Raw genomic sequence first — 13,856 nt, forward strand, 5'->3', positions numbered from 1 at the left:
TTGTATCTAATCGTGGGGGCAGGTCAATGCTGCTGTAATTTCAGTTTTGTACCCGTAAGTGACACTGTAACGCCACTTGCTTCAAACTGCCCTTTGTTGGTGATGAAAAAGTTGTTTTTTGCGAGGGTTCCGGCTTTCAAATCAACGCCTCTGATCACTTCACCCAGGTCCCATTCGTTCATTACTGAGCGTTGTTTATGGATCAAGGAGCCAAGACAGACAAACACCACGACACTGATTGCAGCAAGACCCATAAGGTTTTTAAACGAATGGTGGGCTTTCAGGTCAAGCGTCTTCGCTTCTACCAGCTGCTCGGACGTTAACTGGACAGCTCGATTGTTACGCGAAGGACGTTTACGTTGGTTAGCAGTCATGGTTCACCTCTGTTTGAAGGAGAGATAATTTTAAACCTGCCAGTATATAAGCGATCTGAATTGGGTGAAGCGAATCATCAATGCTCATGGCCAGTCTACCCTTCTGATTGGTATCTACGGCTTTGCTGCCTCGGTACTGGTATCCATATCTCTTCCTGGCAAGTTCCAGGCCAGCCAGCATGTACTGGACTTGCTGTAACGATAATGAATCAATTTGCAGAGACTTGAGCCTGTTTTTTTGCTGGCACAGACCAAATAACTCCCTCGACTCGAAATCGTCGGGGTAAGAGTGTAGTAACCCATCAACTGAGCAGGCATTCAACTTATCGAATTCACGTTCAATACCCTCGACCGAGAAATGTCGGTCTCGAACGGACTCGACTCTACATTTGCTGAGCTGGCCATCTGGTGTGGCTACAAATATAGTTGCGCCTTCGGTCAGGTCTCCAGTCCAGTTTGTATGATTAGTCATATACGCTCCGTAATGGGCCTACTAAACAATATTATCACGGCTGAATATTTGACGAAGCAGTGCGCGATACGCGCCATGATAATGTTAAATTAGTCGTTTATTTGATAGCACCATTTTTCTCTGAATACTGTTCAAACCAGAAAACAATGGGTTTCTCTACAATGCTTATCTGGCCGAATCTTTCTGCCGTTCTGAAATTCATACTACTCTTCCGTGCCCTTTCAACCTGTAAACTTATTTGTTTGCGGAACATTTCCAGTGAATATGTTGTTTTGAGCAGATTGCAGGGCGCACAGGCTGGGAAAAGATTTTCTAAGCAGTTGGCACTTTCATTAAACACTTCACCGGTAGCCTTAAGCTTAAATTTCCCTCTGGCCGCAGCTTGCATATCCTGGACGGATTTCCTTAGCACAGGTTCTACGTGATCAGCGTGCCAACCTTTTTCTTTCAGTACCTCGCCACAATATGCACATCGACCACCAAATTTAGCCCTCAGTACTATTCTTTGTTTTTTTGACAGAGACATAATAAATTCCTTGTGGAACTAAGAGAATCGGCCATCGTCTATTGATTCAGCGATGTTGACTGCCAGGGCGTTATCGTCCAAGCCTGACAACGTTTCATAGCGAAAGACAGGAATGTGAGTTCTTTTAAAAAGGGCAATAATGAACTCTCCTTCAGGCTGAGCGCTGATAGCATCTTCATTGATCATTGCTAGCACTAGTTCCCCGGTATGCGCATCGGAGAGAACAAAATCGAACACGAATTCATCTGCGTACTGTTGCGCCTGAAGTACGTCAACCGGGGCAACCGGTTCATCTTCGAGCTCCAGCTCTACTAAGTCCCGGGCAAGCACCTGGGGTGCGATAATGTACTGACCATTGAACACCGCACTCAAGCGCACATAAAGATCCATCAGGACTTTTGGCAATATCGAATTTTTTTTGATGAAGTACTCGCTCAACCCATCAAGTGCGGCGTTCTCGTCGGCATCGGCATTAATATCTGCCTGCTGATCATGCTCGTCCAAAGGTTGCTGAGTTTGTTGTTGTTCTCGTTTTGTTCGACTCGCGTAGATAAGTATGAAAGCTGCAAAGCACACAAATGTCAGAAATATTGCGAGAGCGATTATATATTTTAGAGTCATGGGTTCATTCCTATAGTCTGGAGATACTCAGGCTCCTTGAACTTCATATTTTCGGGTATATGCCGCATCACCTTTTTGATGTATGGTTGTTCAATTCTCTTAAGCGTATCTAATTGAGATTGATAATCCTTAGTTCTCAAATCATGCTCAGCACCCAGTTGTCCTAATAACGTCTGAAGTTTCTTTAAGGCTTTGCTGCACTGCACTTCGGCATTATCCAGCTTTTCAATATTTAACCAGGAGAGAATATCGATAACAGGATTTATAGTCAGATCGACAAACAGATCAAGCGTGTCATCTGGTAAATTTGAATCAATAGGTGATTGCCGGGCAGGCATTTCATCTGCTAATCGCTTAAGCGCACCCATAGCTCTCTTTAACGAACTACTCGCAGAGGATGTGTCTATTGCTGAAAGTATGGATATTGCTTTACTGGTAGTAACCATATCCAGAAATTCAGTTGTGGAAGCACTATTACATTCATCCTTTGCTGTTTTTAATAGTTCACGGGCATTTTCTGCAAGTTTGAGTCGTCTGCCTGACTCGTTATATTTTATCTGAGCTTCTTTCCAGCAGTTGACTAGATGCTGATAAATCTCACAATCTGGTGATTTCGAAATTTCTTCCAACGAGGACATAACTACGTATTGAAGAAAGATGCTCCTGCATTTTGGCAGCAGCAGGTTAAGATGCAATTCACATTCGTTCAGCTTTTTTCGCGCCGGTGTCTCTCTGAAGAGACCAATAAATAGCGCCCACAATGAAAACTGACGATCTCTTGTCTCTTTAACCAACTCTTTAACTGCCAGGACTCGGGCAATGTTAGCATTTTCAACCTGGCGTGATAACTCTTGGAGTTCTGTAGCTGTAATCATCTCTCAGCCCTTTAATGGAAGGTTTTTTCTGGTTGTTTGGCTTCTGCCGCGACACCTTGTTGTTCGTCTGACGGCGTTGTGATGAGTCCTGGGCTTTCACCCCCGAGGGCTTTTATCATTGTGTCCAGAACCTCCATAACAACAGAGGTAAACAAAACGAAATCGGCATCAAATCTTTGGGCGTGATCTTCTGGCGAAATGTCATCGTTCTGTTCAATAAGTTCTTCCGTAAAGGTCAGTCGTGAAAAGATGAAATTGTCATTCAGGATGAAAAACATCTGGTTCATCCAGCCCAGTGCAACCTTTGTCACAAGCTTTCCGGCCTCGATGTGATGAGCGATCTCATCACATATCAAATCCTGGCGTTTTGTTGTAACGACCCCCCCGTTTTCGAGCACATCTTTGAGCGTGGCTTCGTCGCATAAAGCTAGGCCAGGCGGCAGACTTCCTGTTTTGACCCACTCTGTTAACGTCAGTTCTACCGGCGTTTCCAGCGTGAATGGGATAATTGGAAGTGAGCCAATAGTTTTACGTAGCAAAGCTGTTACATCATCTGCTTTTTTATGGCTGGTGGTCTCAACAAGCAGTAGACGTGATTTAGTATCCACCCAAATGTTTGTAGTGCTGTATTTGCTGAAAGCCTTTGGTATGAGCTCAGCGAGCACGGCATCGTTGACGGCCTGGATCTCCATTTTCTTTAGCCTGCGGTTTTGCTCTTTCTCCAGTTTCTGAACCCGGGTTCGCACAATTTCTTTGATGGTCGCGGGAGGAAGTATTTTCGATTCGTGCTTAACAGTCAGAAGAATGAGATTATTCGACTCATGCTTTAACAGCTCGACATCTTCACCCAATGGCGGGATCCATCCTGACCGTGCCATATCATTAGGCCCGCAGGGAGTGTATTTCAACTCACTTAACTGTTCATCCAGCTTGTCTAATTCCAGAGCTTTTTGGATGCGGTAGACTACAAGGCTTTTGGGTTTAAATTGGCTCATCGTGGCCCTCAGCTGTTGCTTGATTAATTTTAATAAGGTCAGAGACACGCTCGCGGATCACGACACACTCCCAGTAAGTTAGAGGCTTAGAGCTCAGCACTTGTTTAAACTGCGCCACGGCAATATCAGGTGCTGTCCGATATTGTTCGGCGATATCCTGACAAAATTTCTCAGTCTCTGGGTTATGCAGCTTTTCAGAACAATGGAAGCGTTTCATGCCGCAGCTCCCTTTTTCGAGTTATCCGCTAATTTGACCGCGAAGATTTCTGAAGCTTTTTTCCCATCCCCGCTGCCTTTAAATATGCTTCTCCGGGCAGTCACACCATGAATAGCGAAGGCTTGATAAAGCTCACGAATATCAGGCGCATCGTGGCATGATGCGATGACATGAACCCCGCGTTCAGGCAGCAACTGGAGCAGTTTGGTAAGCTCAATCTGCATAGCGGGTGTAAAACCGCTGGCATGGTAAGCCGTGAATCTGCCGGGATTAACATATGGTGGGTCGCAATACACCACATCACCCGGGCGGGCCATTGATAGCGTGGTCTGGAAGCTGGCGCAAAGTAAAGTTGCTGAGGACATTTTCTCAGCCATTGCGTATAACTCTGTCTCTGGGAGATAGGGGTTGGCGTAATAACCCCAGGGGACGTTAAAGATGCCTTTCCGGTTGTATCGGCATAGTCCGCGATGGCCAAACCTATTCAGATAGATAAACAGAGCAGCTTGAGTGTCACTTGCACTATCATGATTATTGAACTGGCTTCGCAGCTCATAATAGGCGTCCTCAGAACGCCCGAGACAGTAAAGGCGTTTAAGCTCAGAAAGTACCTTTTCAGGCGACTTAAAAATACTCTGGTATGTATCGATCAGGTCGCTATTAATATCGGCCAAAATGTATTCTGGGTAATTCGTATTCATCATTACAGCGCCTGAACCGCCAAAGGGCTCAATAAGCCGACCACCTTTCGGTAGTACATGCTTAAGACTTGCCATAATGTTGTGTTTGGCTCCTACCCACTTCAGAACGCTTTTCATTTCATTCTGGCTCCAGAATATTAGGACGCAGTGATCGCGACCAATGGGAGCGAGATGGCATATAGCCATCCCGTCAGGAAGCTTGTTTTAACGTTATCACGCCCATGAAATTGGCTATTTCGAAAAGGCCGACAAAACGAGAGCGTTTTGTCAGACACGGACAGGCATGATGATGTCGTAATTGTTTTTGTTTACTGAAATCAATATGCCGGTCGTTGTATCACGCAAAGCAATCTGTGCGGCTTCTCCTTCTTCCGAACACGCCCCCAGGCTTGCCAGTGATTCCAGGAGGTAATCGGCATTCATACCGATATCAACAATTGTTTCGGGCTCGCCTGCCTCTTTCGCAATGTCCATCACCTCTTTGCAACTGATTGCATTTGAGCCGGGCGACTTAAGCTGTAGGGCGTTGTCTTTGAATGACATCACACAAACACTGGTGTTGTTTGGCGAGCCCTCTTTAAGCAATGGGGTTGCGCGTTTTAGTGCGGTGGTGAGTTCAGAAGGATCAACCTTAAACAGTTCAGTATTTTTGGCTACCGTGCTGGCCACGCGCTTCCAGTCCGGGTAACGGCCATCGACAAGATTTGAAATGACTGTATGGCTTCCGAGCGTAAATGTCAGGTTACGGTTGCTGTAGTCAATTTTGAATTGACCCTGGCTACCGCTCAGGATTTTATGGAGCACGGGGAAAACCCCGTTGGGTAAAATCACACCTGCATTCGTGTTACTGATAGAGGTAGGAGCTGTCGGAGATTGAATCTCATCGCCCACGTCATCGCTGAAGTCGATATCATGAGAACTGACGGCCATACGATGTCCATCAGTGGCTACAGCAATAAATTGGCCATTATCGATACCGAGGTAGACCCCATTCATATAAAAGCGGACATCGTTCTGAGCCGCAGCGTGGCTGACACGCTTGATAATCTGACTCAGCATCTGCGTTGGAAAGTAAACGCTGTAATTATGTTCCAGCGTCTCAGCCTGAATTTCGGGTATATGGTCTAAGCAAACCGGGATGTTATAGGAGTTTTTGTCGGTGCGAATGACAAGATGGTTTTTTGCCGCATGGAAGCGGACGTTAATTTCATCTTCGCCGCGCATGTTGCGGATTAAAGAAAAGAGTTGTGTTGCAGGTACTGATACGTCCATATCACCATTGCCCCCCGATACCGTCCCTTTACTGGTAATTTGGGCAGAGTTTAAGTCAATGCCAAGGGCAGAAAGACAATCCCCACGTAACCGCAGCGTGATCATCTCCAGTACTTTCATTGCAGGAGACCGGCGAATAACCATACACGGCATTTCGATAATTTTGAGAAGTGCTTCAGCAGAAATATCAAACCCTGGAAGCTCTTTAAATGATAAGCGTCTTGCCTTTGGTTGAACTGCGTCTATTGTAGATGCGTCTGTCATTTTACTGTCTCCCATAATTATCCGTGTTAAATTAATCGTACCCCCGGTCAATCAAGTGACGAATAGCAAATTATGAAAAAATGAAGTTTATTTGTGGTGACGGCGATAACCTAATTCAAACGCGAACTGCCATTGGTATTCATTTAAAGCACATCCAAGAGATGTGATGGCCTCAACAATTTCCTTTATAATGAGGTTGCCTGAATTCAATCTGTACTCGTAGTACCAACCTATATCAAATGCGATAAGCTGGAGGCGGAAAAGATGGATCTGAGGAACGTAACCAGTAACGCCGCTAAGCGCTTTTATATAAATGAGTTCCCCTTCCATTTCTGATAGAAAAACCATGTCAAGAATATTGGACGCGAAATTCGTCATGGTGAACATAAATTGAGCCTCTTTATTGAGCCTCGCGTAACACATCGGATGCCTTAAAGTAGCCGAGTCGGTGCATCATTTTATTGATCTGACCTACTTTGCCATCAGACCCTTCATACTTACTCAACCGGTGAAGTAAGATACGCATGGACATCAACACACTGTCTGATGCGTTATCACCACGGGTAAGTAGTTTATCAGTACTATCTGAGTATGACCCCGTAAGTGCCGCGCTCACCAAATCACCGGCAATAGCATCCGGGTGGCACAATGCCATCAAACCGATAATCAATGCCTGCCGATTAAGTTCCGTTTCTGTCAGGCCTGTTTTTGAAGTGAGTTCTGCTAGTAAATTATCAGTGCTCATTATCATGCTCCTTTTGCTTATGTTCTCCCGGTTGAATGGCGGAAGAGTCTTTACTACTGCGTGAAAATACATCCGCGACCAGAAATTTAGCTTTCTCTGAAGGACTCATAAATTTCCAGAGTTCATCAGGATATTCATCGTCATGCTTTTCAGATTTTTTCAATCGGGAGATTCCTTTTAATTTTGCAGCCATGCGGCTCCGTCCATACGGACGGATTGGCATTGTAAAATTTTGCTGCGAACTATCAATCAGACCAGTAAAGTGACGACCCATATAAATACCTCTAAGTGCAGTAGTTATTTTTTCCCGATTCAAAGCTCCGCCTTTAACGTCATACTACGGGATAGCATTACTGCAACGAAATATTCAGGGATTGTTTACGGCGTTTTGAAGGTGTTATCCATTACCGTTTTACTTCTCGCTACCCAGTCGTTTGCATCACTGCAATTGATGTTTGACGCTACGACCTGACGGGCGGATGTATAGATTGGACTTGCATAACCACCATTCCCGGCAACTACCAGACGGATACTGTTGAGATATGCGTAAACAGGATCCTGTAGGATTGTAGAATCGATGGATGCCTGCTGTTTACAGCTATCGCTACGCATCTTTACTACATCAGTTGCGACCATGACGCATTCAGGACATTCATTTTTAAGCTGAATGAACTGAGTTGGTGTCTGCCCCGCTGCCGGACTTCCATCTGCTCTAAGAGGAATATTGGCTTCAGCAATATTGATGCAGAAAGTCGATCCCGCAATTAGCGCCAGCAATAATTTCGTTTTCATATAACCTCGCCTTATTTAATTCAGATTTATCGAACTGAGCTTACTGCTTTAAGTGGTGAGTAAGAAAAAAAAAGGGTGACAAAACGGGGGGTGTTTTTTAACCTTAATCATATCCCATATGATTAGGTTGATTATGAACAATGCCAATATGCAGGGAGATGGTACTGAACATCGCCTGGAGCGCTTTTCCCGTATTCAGAAGGATGCGTTGGTACTTCTTCTTTTGTGCAAAGAAAAAGGCACTGCGATAGTGCCATTCACCAGGTTGCTGGGGTTTATTAACTCTGTTCCAGACAGCCAGGATGTAGCTGAGCCCAACCTACGTAAGTCACTCAAAACATTGCAGCAAAATGGCTATGTATGGAAGTACCGGAACAAAAACGATCTTACAGTTTCATTTGAGTTAACTTCATCAGGAGAACTCCAGGCAACTTCATTTCGGGTGCGAAGATTAGAGGCATGGGGCCAGGCAGACGAGTAAAACTCGTCTGCTGGTGGTTACACAGAAAGATACTTTTTACTGATAGTTAAAGCGCTGCGTCGTTTTAATGCAAATGGACGATTATCAGAAAGTCTGGAAGCATTACCGGCGCGAATGAATATGCGTTTCATCCTGCGGTCAAAATGTTCTTCTGACCAGCCGAAGGGATACGTACCCTTAATACCATCTATTGGCCCGGCAAGAATGCGAGCGGTTTCGCTACGAAGAGTACTTCCCCTTAAACCAAATGAGCTAAGTTTATTTCTTATCAGACTTACAGAAAATTTCCTGGGTTTTAAAACACCCTTAATACAGTACAGATGTTTACTCATAGCATTACCCTTTTATTATGGGAACGATTAGCTGCGCTGCATAAAGTCGATGGATTGGCGTTTGTTTTCTTCGATTATCTTCATTGCCTCTTCAAGCCATCCAGCATCTTCACCCCGGCTGGTTAGCTCTTTGTGCTTTAGTTTGAGTGCAAATACTGCGTCATCAGCACCGGCAGTAAACAATTCTTGTCTGACTTGTTGTGTGCTGGTTGTACCATTTATAACACCAACCATATAATTCACGATATCAATAACTTGGGGGAGTAAATCTGGATCCTCATGATTAATCTCCTCGATACTGACAAACGGCAGTAACCGGTCAATCAGCATATGGGCTAGGTTGGTGATATTCAGCAGGAATAGGTTATCGTTCTCGGTGTCGCTTTTGCTTTTTACTTCTGATGCGGTAAACGACTGAACCCGGCGATTGTATTCGCACTGCCACTCCTTACAGGCACTGATCATCCAGTTCTGTATCTCTTCATCAGAAGCGTTGGATGATGGAATGTCCATCGCAGCAGGGAGAACTTGATCCCACGGGTAAACATGAGAATCAATCATCACGCCTTCCGCGTTACGCATTAACTCAGATAAAGCCACTATGATGCGGCGCATCAGATGGTTTTCAGTGAGGAGAGTAAACTCTTGTTTCGATGCACCAACGAGCTCGACGTTGAGTCCTGTCAGCGAGTCGTTAGTGTTTGGCATAGTAACAGGCCTCCTGCCCTAAAAGATGATTATGAACCAGTCCGTGGTCGCAGGGTTTAGTAGTGCCAGTCAGCGTATCCGATTTTACGCTTTCGTCTTGATCACCAGTGTTCACTGAGGGTAGTAAAGTTTTGACGACGTTTTTCATAAAGACCTTATACTGTCATGACAGTCGTATGTAATTTTAGATAAGTTCTATAAGACATCTCAAAAAATAATGGTAATCCGCGAGCAGATTACCATTCAGGCATTCATCAATCATAATATGCTACGGTTATTATTTTATAATACCGCACTGCTTTGCTATCTCGATAACATCGCCATTTTTTATGATGATACCCAGAGTTTGCGCATCCTCAATGTGTCTAGTGGCGCATCCACCGACAGCTTTAACCTGCTCGATGAGACGGTCTGAGGCAGCAGCAGTATACGCCAGTGTACTGTCTGGAGTGTTGAGACTGAACAGATAAAAGCCTGAGACAATTCCCAAAATTACCAGTAGTCCACTTCTGAGTATCGCCGAAAAAAGGGCCGCAACGCAAATTGCACCACCGGCATAAATAGCAGCCTGGCCATATGACATAGACCCATTTTCCAGTATCGTCTGGAGTGCGTTATTGAATTCATTCACGGCAATAATTCCCCATTAGTTATGATACAAATTAAAACAGATATGCTGCTAATCATTAAAAGGCTATCTCAGTTCCATAAGCACCAGTGCTTCCTGGAACTTCATCCTGATTTCCCAAATAATAATTTTCCATTGTTGGGGGCGAGTTGCGTGGTGTTGCTGGCCTCGCGTTCGTGTTTTGTGGCCTGCGGCTATAACTGGTATTCTGCCGGTGATCCTGCCCACGGTTCTGCTGGAGGTGACGACTCACCAGTTTATTACCGCCTACATTGACTTTGCGAAGAACATGCCCCTTCACGGGGTTGACAAGTACGTCCATAAAGAAGCGTTCTTTACCATCCTCCTTGATTAGGCGGGTACGCAATTGGGCCTCCAGGTACACTCCTGTCCCGACATGAAGATGATTGCGGGCCACATCAGCAAATTGACCAAGCAAAATGATCTGATAGTGTTCTTCCGTAATTTTCTCCAGACCAGATTTATCCTCCATTGAGGACTCAGATGTTGTTACATAAATCTTTGCGTAGATGCCGTGGGTAGGGTGTTGTCGGATTTCAGGCTCACGGCCTACAGTACCTTCGATAATTACTTTGCTATAGCCACGATTAGTCATACACCCTCCCCAGCTCTGTATCGGATGACATTATTATCAGCCTGTCCGGTCTGGTGACGAATGGTAATTCGTTAAATAATTGCACTGCACATCCATAAAAATAGTCAGGATATTAAGTTTGTGGTGAGAAGGACGGCACATCAGACAAAAAAAATCCCGGCCAGGCCGGGAAAGGTGATCTTTATGCCAGCGTACTCGCCAGCGTTCTCTTTGTTATGTCCCCATACTAAACATGTATGGCCCAGAGTGAAACAATTTTTGAAACCTGCAATGAAAATACATTGTGTTTCCATTTTGTTTACCTGAAAAGAGACGAAATGTATTATTGCTTGAGATGCCTTTTTGCCATACGTTTTAGGGTTTGGAGTATTGTTTGGTAAGCAGCGAGTTCATTTTTGTACTCAGCAATCTCCGTCTCATTCTTAACATAGTCGTTTTCAAGCTTAGCTATAGTATCAGTGTATTCTTGCATACTCTGTTCAACTTTTTTTGTTGCTGTACGAAACGCAGCGCTTTTAGTCGTTCTGATACCAACGGGGAATGTTTTCCCGATTTCCACGTCATGTTTATAGAAACTGCTGATGCTTGTATTCCAGACGCTTGGCTTTTTGTCGCTAGGCCGAATTTTGATAAATGTGATTCCAGGGATTTTATCCACAAGAAAAACAGTTTTTTCACTGCCTTCTGCCGCATTCTTTTTCATTCGAATTGTTTTTACGCCAACTTCTATTAATTCGACGCTGGTTTTTATTTTCGACGGGTTGTCTACGTCCATATCAATAAATACCCGCCAGCATGACTGGCCCTCTTTTATCGATGAAGGACACGCTTGTGGAAAATGGTCTTTGTACATGGTAAACCCCAACAACCTGAAATATGTAGGATAAAGATTAAGGGCATTTATGCTGCTTACGAAATTCGGGGCGACTCACTAATCACAGGGTGCGCTGGATTGACTCTGCGGCCTGTTGCCTTAGTGCGTTGCTGATACCAATTGCTTCAGCGAGATAAGCAAGATTATCCACCAGCACACATCGTGTCCCGGAACTGAGATCTCCAGTTACTCCCCAGCGGAGCATTTCACCAGGAGCCGGTTCATAATTATCCAGTTCACACTCAGGAAGGTCTACTGGCTCTCCCAGATAATCAATTAAGACCGGCCTGATATCGCTATATTCGGCATCAATACCAAGTGGCAGATCTTTCCTGACATATTGCCTCAGAACAAATAAATCCCTTTCGCTACATTGAGGGAAAATTCCAACCGGCAAGTTTGTGATAAGAATAGCTGCACCTTTTGAATCGCCAATTTCCTGAACGAGTTTTGCGGCGCACCAGACCGCCCCCTTCAGGAACTCCAGATTTTCATGCGATTGCTGTAATGACATATGACCTCTTTCTTATTGTCTGGCCCGCTTAAATCCATCGTTGCCATATGATTTAAAATACTCAGTAAACCCCTTATCGCTTTCACGAGTGTCGGCTGCGGCTTTTGAATTTGCCTCTTGCATGTCTCTTTCGCCTTTTTCCTGGCTGAGTTTCATGAAAGTCTTAATGTTATCGTCATTAGGGTCAGCCAGTACTTTCTGATAAGCCTTCTGGTAGCGCTCATCCAGGCTTAACCCTATTCCGAGACTCTGGCATCCGCTAATGCCGGTTATGAAAGCAATGATCAGAAACTTTCGTAGGTACGCACATTTCATCATTACTCCTACCGGGATGACCCGAGCATTTTGTTCCAGGCCGTAATCAGTGACTGAATCCCAGAAGTGGGCACAGGAGCAACCCATTTACAGCAGCTGAACCACAGGCGGTTAAACCGGTGAGGCATTTTCGTGATGTAGTTTTCCTTATACTCAAAGTTGTATTTATCACCAACGATGCGCGGAACTTCTTTGCAGAACGGACAGCGTTGAGCACCCGCGCTCATTTCAGGAACGATGATGAACTCGGTTTCCCCCAGCGTATCTGGATCCCACGGTTCGCGTTCACGCCAGCATGTGCCTTCTGGGAGCACGATATTCTCGTCGCATACGATGTATTCAAAGGTGGGAAATAACAGTTGATGAACACCGTGTTTACGCCAGCGCACTAACGCCAGAAACTCAATATGTTCTGAGCTATCGGCTTCCCGGGGAACAATAAAACGGTATACACCTGCTTTAGTCGGTAACCCTTCGCCCCGGATGCCAACTGGAGTCCAGCTTGGTTCTGTTGAGATACGGCGTAGTGCAGTCATAGTTACTCCCATTAAATTTTCTTCGTTCAATTTCCAGAATGAATCGATCTTTAAATCACTCTAACGGTAACTATTCCGATTACGAAATTCCGTTACCTTTAGGAATGATCGTGTTAACAGCCAGCATTGCATTTTTGAAGAAGTGTGCATTGCTACTTCTTAACTTAACAGAAGCATTAGAACTGACCGGGCTCAATGCCAGTAATGCGGTGCTGCGTCCCAGCCAGCGATAATATGAGAATAAACCCCACGAATTCAGGAATTCTCGTTTCATAATTGACATCAATTCAGATCTATCAGTCTGGTTAACTTTTGGGAACGTAATGAAAACTGCGCTATCCGGGTTCCGGGACAACCAACTGAAAACCTCTTCATTGGTGTAATAATACTTACCTTGCGTAAACACTCGCCCATTAAATCCTAATCGCACGACTGAGGACGGTATAATGTTATGGCAATAATCGAGCATGGGATATCCCATTTTCATCTGAGCGATATCAATGCGATTATCGCTCGGAATGCTTGCAGGTGCATTTGCATTTTTGAAACCGCGAGTACTGATCGAGTAATGACCGTCATCTGCATTCTGATAAACCCAGAATGGCTTGCAATACTCTTCTGAGTCTATAGCGGCTGTAAGATACGCTTCATCATAACTTTCAAATAACTTTTTTACTTTAGTCTGGTGGTCTGCAATATTTCTGGATTGAAGGTCTGGCCTGATTTTTAAAGGAATAGAATACACCGGTTCAAATGCCTTGACCGTATGGCCAGAACTCGTATGGTTTAGCAAATACCCAACCCACTCACGTTGAATTCCTTTTCCTATATACTCGCCGCTGTTCGCCCCTGCGTTGGTATCAAAACGCACGATAGATGTTCCACGCGCAGAAAGCATATTTTCAAATTCAGCACGGATAATGTTGGTATTTTTGCTAGTTAACGAATTCTGGAGATCATGCATATGTAGCCACCATTCATGTTTCAGCTTCGACTCT

23 protein-coding genes are annotated in these 13,856 nt (G+C 44.7%); 1 reads left to right on the forward strand and 22 read right to left on the reverse strand.

Features of this window, described 5'->3' with window-relative positions; genetic code table 11:
- Positions 1-23: 23 nt before the first annotated feature.
- The 13 genes from Y71_RS28850 to Y71_RS28910 form a co-directional block, all read right to left on the reverse strand.
- A complete protein-coding gene (locus tag Y71_RS28850; protein WP_007372172.1) occupies positions 24-374 on the reverse strand; it encodes a hypothetical protein in 351 nt (116 codons plus the stop codon).
- Complete coding sequence (locus Y71_RS28855; protein WP_032951323.1) at positions 364-846, reverse strand: hypothetical protein; 483 nt, start codon at positions 844-846, stop codon at positions 364-366. Before Y71_RS28855 ends, Y71_RS28850 begins: the two co-directional genes overlap by 11 nt.
- A 97-nt stretch (positions 847-943) precedes the next feature.
- Entirely contained in the window at positions 944-1,372 is a 429-nt protein-coding gene (locus Y71_RS28860; protein WP_032951321.1) for an HNH endonuclease, read from the reverse strand.
- A gap of 18 nt (positions 1,373-1,390) precedes the next feature.
- A complete protein-coding gene (locus Y71_RS28865; protein ID WP_223226832.1) occupies positions 1,391-1,993 on the reverse strand; it encodes a hypothetical protein in 603 nt (200 codons plus the stop codon).
- Positions 1,990-2,868 carry a hypothetical protein gene (locus Y71_RS28870; RefSeq protein WP_007372168.1) on the reverse strand — a complete coding sequence of 293 codons (879 nt, stop codon included), beginning with the start codon at positions 2,866-2,868 and terminating at the stop codon, positions 1,990-1,992. Before Y71_RS28870 ends, Y71_RS28865 begins: the two co-directional genes overlap by 4 nt.
- 11 nt (positions 2,869-2,879) lie before the next feature.
- Complete coding sequence (rdgC, locus tag Y71_RS28875) at positions 2,880-3,863, reverse strand: recombination-associated protein RdgC (RefSeq protein WP_007372167.1); 984 nt, start codon at positions 3,861-3,863, stop codon at positions 2,880-2,882.
- Entirely contained in the window at positions 3,850-4,080 is a 231-nt protein-coding gene (locus tag Y71_RS28880; protein ID WP_007372166.1) for a hypothetical protein, read from the reverse strand. The genes rdgC and Y71_RS28880 overlap by 14 nt, the downstream gene beginning before the upstream one ends.
- The gene (locus Y71_RS28885; protein WP_007372165.1) at positions 4,077-4,898 is read right to left on the reverse strand and encodes a DNA adenine methylase; all 822 of its coding nucleotides are present in this window, start codon (positions 4,896-4,898) and stop codon (positions 4,077-4,079) included. Before Y71_RS28885 ends, Y71_RS28880 begins: the two co-directional genes overlap by 4 nt.
- 150 nt (positions 4,899-5,048) lie before the next feature.
- Entirely contained in the window at positions 5,049-6,317 is a 1,269-nt protein-coding gene (dnaN, locus tag Y71_RS28890; protein WP_223307982.1) for a DNA polymerase III subunit beta, read from the reverse strand.
- Positions 6,318-6,404: 87 nt separating this feature from the next.
- Positions 6,405-6,704, reverse strand: coding sequence for a hypothetical protein (locus Y71_RS28895; protein ID WP_009653866.1), 300 nt, complete (start codon positions 6,702-6,704; stop codon positions 6,405-6,407).
- A gap of 13 nt (positions 6,705-6,717) precedes the next feature.
- Positions 6,718-7,062, reverse strand: a complete 345-nt coding sequence (locus Y71_RS28900) for a hypothetical protein (protein ID WP_032951317.1) — start codon at positions 7,060-7,062, stop codon at positions 6,718-6,720.
- Positions 7,052-7,336, reverse strand: a complete 285-nt coding sequence (locus Y71_RS28905) for a hypothetical protein (RefSeq protein ID WP_223226827.1) — start codon at positions 7,334-7,336, stop codon at positions 7,052-7,054. Before Y71_RS28905 ends, Y71_RS28900 begins: the two co-directional genes overlap by 11 nt.
- Before the next feature lie 104 nt (positions 7,337-7,440).
- Entirely contained in the window at positions 7,441-7,854 is a 414-nt protein-coding gene (locus Y71_RS28910; RefSeq protein ID WP_007372162.1) for a hypothetical protein, read from the reverse strand.
- Positions 7,855-7,987: 133 nt separating this feature from the next.
- Between Y71_RS28910 and Y71_RS28915 the strand changes: the two genes are divergently transcribed.
- Entirely contained in the window at positions 7,988-8,335 is a 348-nt protein-coding gene (locus Y71_RS28915; protein ID WP_127649446.1) for a hypothetical protein, read from the forward strand.
- A gap of 17 nt (positions 8,336-8,352) precedes the next feature.
- On the opposite strand, the gene Y71_RS30295 is transcribed toward Y71_RS28915, so the two are convergent.
- The 9 genes from Y71_RS30295 to Y71_RS28955 all read right to left on the reverse strand — a co-directional run bounded on the left by Y71_RS30295 (position 8,353) and on the right by Y71_RS28955 (position 13,822).
- Positions 8,353-8,667 carry a hypothetical protein gene (locus Y71_RS30295; protein ID WP_127649449.1) on the reverse strand — a complete coding sequence of 105 codons (315 nt, stop codon included), beginning with the start codon at positions 8,665-8,667 and terminating at the stop codon, positions 8,353-8,355.
- A gap of 27 nt (positions 8,668-8,694) precedes the next feature.
- A complete protein-coding gene (locus Y71_RS28920) occupies positions 8,695-9,375 on the reverse strand; it encodes a hypothetical protein (RefSeq protein ID WP_007372161.1) in 681 nt (226 codons plus the stop codon).
- Positions 9,376-9,652: 277 nt separating this feature from the next.
- Complete coding sequence (locus Y71_RS30485; protein ID WP_154050669.1) at positions 9,653-10,006, reverse strand: hypothetical protein; 354 nt, start codon at positions 10,004-10,006, stop codon at positions 9,653-9,655.
- A gap of 55 nt (positions 10,007-10,061) precedes the next feature.
- Positions 10,062-10,619 (reverse strand): single-stranded DNA-binding protein, encoded by a 558-nt coding sequence (gene ssb / locus Y71_RS28930; protein ID WP_008786804.1) that lies wholly within the window; start codon positions 10,617-10,619, stop codon positions 10,062-10,064.
- Positions 10,620-10,941: 322 nt separating this feature from the next.
- The gene (locus Y71_RS28935; protein WP_007372158.1) at positions 10,942-11,472 is read right to left on the reverse strand and encodes a hypothetical protein; all 531 of its coding nucleotides are present in this window, start codon (positions 11,470-11,472) and stop codon (positions 10,942-10,944) included.
- 82 nt (positions 11,473-11,554) lie between these two features.
- Positions 11,555-12,007: a hypothetical protein gene (locus Y71_RS28940; RefSeq protein ID WP_007372157.1), complete on the reverse strand. Its 453-nt coding sequence runs from the start codon at positions 12,005-12,007 to the stop codon at positions 11,555-11,557.
- A gap of 12 nt (positions 12,008-12,019) precedes the next feature.
- Complete coding sequence (locus Y71_RS28945) at positions 12,020-12,325, reverse strand: hypothetical protein (protein WP_032941601.1); 306 nt, start codon at positions 12,323-12,325, stop codon at positions 12,020-12,022.
- 5 nt (positions 12,326-12,330) lie between these two features.
- A complete protein-coding gene (locus Y71_RS28950; protein ID WP_007372155.1) occupies positions 12,331-12,858 on the reverse strand; it encodes a hypothetical protein in 528 nt (175 codons plus the stop codon).
- Positions 12,859-12,937: 79 nt separating this feature from the next.
- The gene (locus tag Y71_RS28955) at positions 12,938-13,822 is read right to left on the reverse strand and encodes a hypothetical protein (protein ID WP_007372154.1); all 885 of its coding nucleotides are present in this window, start codon (positions 13,820-13,822) and stop codon (positions 12,938-12,940) included.
- Between the last annotated feature and the right edge of the window lie 34 nt (positions 13,823-13,856).

This window comes from Kosakonia radicincitans DSM 16656, from assembly GCF_000280495.2.
In the GTDB taxonomy this organism is placed as follows: Bacteria; Pseudomonadota; Gammaproteobacteria; order Enterobacterales; family Enterobacteriaceae; genus Kosakonia; species Kosakonia radicincitans.

What these genes read in the sequence shown, in the direction of transcription:
- rdgC (WP_007372167.1), bottom strand. Translation starts at nt 3,863, where the DNA reads ATGAGCCAATTTAAACCCAAAAGCCTTGTAGTCTACCGCATCCAAAAA.
- Y71_RS28850 (WP_007372172.1), bottom strand. Translation starts at nt 374, where the DNA reads ATGACTGCTAACCAACGTAAACGTCCTTCGCGTAACAATCGAGCTGTC.
- Y71_RS28870 (WP_007372168.1), bottom strand. Translation starts at nt 2,868, where the DNA reads ATGATTACAGCTACAGAACTCCAAGAGTTATCACGCCAGGTTGAAAAT.
- Y71_RS28885 (WP_007372165.1), bottom strand. Translation starts at nt 4,898, where the DNA reads ATGAAAAGCGTTCTGAAGTGGGTAGGAGCCAAACACAACATTATGGCA.
- Y71_RS28865 (WP_223226832.1), bottom strand. Translation starts at nt 1,993, where the DNA reads ATGACTCTAAAATATATAATCGCTCTCGCAATATTTCTGACATTTGTG.
- Y71_RS28940 (WP_007372157.1), bottom strand. Translation starts at nt 12,007, where the DNA reads ATGTCATTACAGCAATCGCATGAAAATCTGGAGTTCCTGAAGGGGGCG.
- Y71_RS28900 (WP_032951317.1), bottom strand. Translation starts at nt 7,062, where the DNA reads ATGAGCACTGATAATTTACTAGCAGAACTCACTTCAAAAACAGGCCTG.
- Y71_RS28910 (WP_007372162.1), bottom strand. Translation starts at nt 7,854, where the DNA reads ATGAAAACGAAATTATTGCTGGCGCTAATTGCGGGATCGACTTTCTGC.
- dnaN (WP_223307982.1), bottom strand. Translation starts at nt 6,317, where the DNA reads ATGACAGACGCATCTACAATAGACGCAGTTCAACCAAAGGCAAGACGC.
- Y71_RS28860 (WP_032951321.1), bottom strand. Translation starts at nt 1,372, where the DNA reads ATGTCTCTGTCAAAAAAACAAAGAATAGTACTGAGGGCTAAATTTGGT.
- ssb (WP_008786804.1), bottom strand. Translation starts at nt 10,619, where the DNA reads ATGACTAATCGTGGCTATAGCAAAGTAATTATCGAAGGTACTGTAGGC.
- Y71_RS28915 (WP_127649446.1), top strand. Translation starts at nt 7,988, where the DNA reads ATGAACAATGCCAATATGCAGGGAGATGGTACTGAACATCGCCTGGAG.
- Y71_RS28895 (WP_009653866.1), bottom strand. Translation starts at nt 6,704, where the DNA reads ATGTTCACCATGACGAATTTCGCGTCCAATATTCTTGACATGGTTTTT.
- Y71_RS28855 (WP_032951323.1), bottom strand. Translation starts at nt 846, where the DNA reads ATGACTAATCATACAAACTGGACTGGAGACCTGACCGAAGGCGCAACT.
- Y71_RS28955 (WP_007372154.1), bottom strand. Translation starts at nt 13,822, where the DNA reads ATGCATGATCTCCAGAATTCGTTAACTAGCAAAAATACCAACATTATC.
- Y71_RS28945 (WP_032941601.1), bottom strand. Translation starts at nt 12,325, where the DNA reads ATGATGAAATGTGCGTACCTACGAAAGTTTCTGATCATTGCTTTCATA.
- Y71_RS28920 (WP_007372161.1), bottom strand. Translation starts at nt 9,375, where the DNA reads ATGCCAAACACTAACGACTCGCTGACAGGACTCAACGTCGAGCTCGTT.
- Y71_RS28880 (WP_007372166.1), bottom strand. Translation starts at nt 4,080, where the DNA reads ATGAAACGCTTCCATTGTTCTGAAAAGCTGCATAACCCAGAGACTGAG.
- Y71_RS28935 (WP_007372158.1), bottom strand. Translation starts at nt 11,472, where the DNA reads ATGTACAAAGACCATTTTCCACAAGCGTGTCCTTCATCGATAAAAGAG.
- Y71_RS30295 (WP_127649449.1), bottom strand. Translation starts at nt 8,667, where the DNA reads ATGAGTAAACATCTGTACTGTATTAAGGGTGTTTTAAAACCCAGGAAA.
- Y71_RS28950 (WP_007372155.1), bottom strand. Translation starts at nt 12,858, where the DNA reads ATGACTGCACTACGCCGTATCTCAACAGAACCAAGCTGGACTCCAGTT.
- Y71_RS28905 (WP_223226827.1), bottom strand. Translation starts at nt 7,336, where the DNA reads ATGGGTCGTCACTTTACTGGTCTGATTGATAGTTCGCAGCAAAATTTT.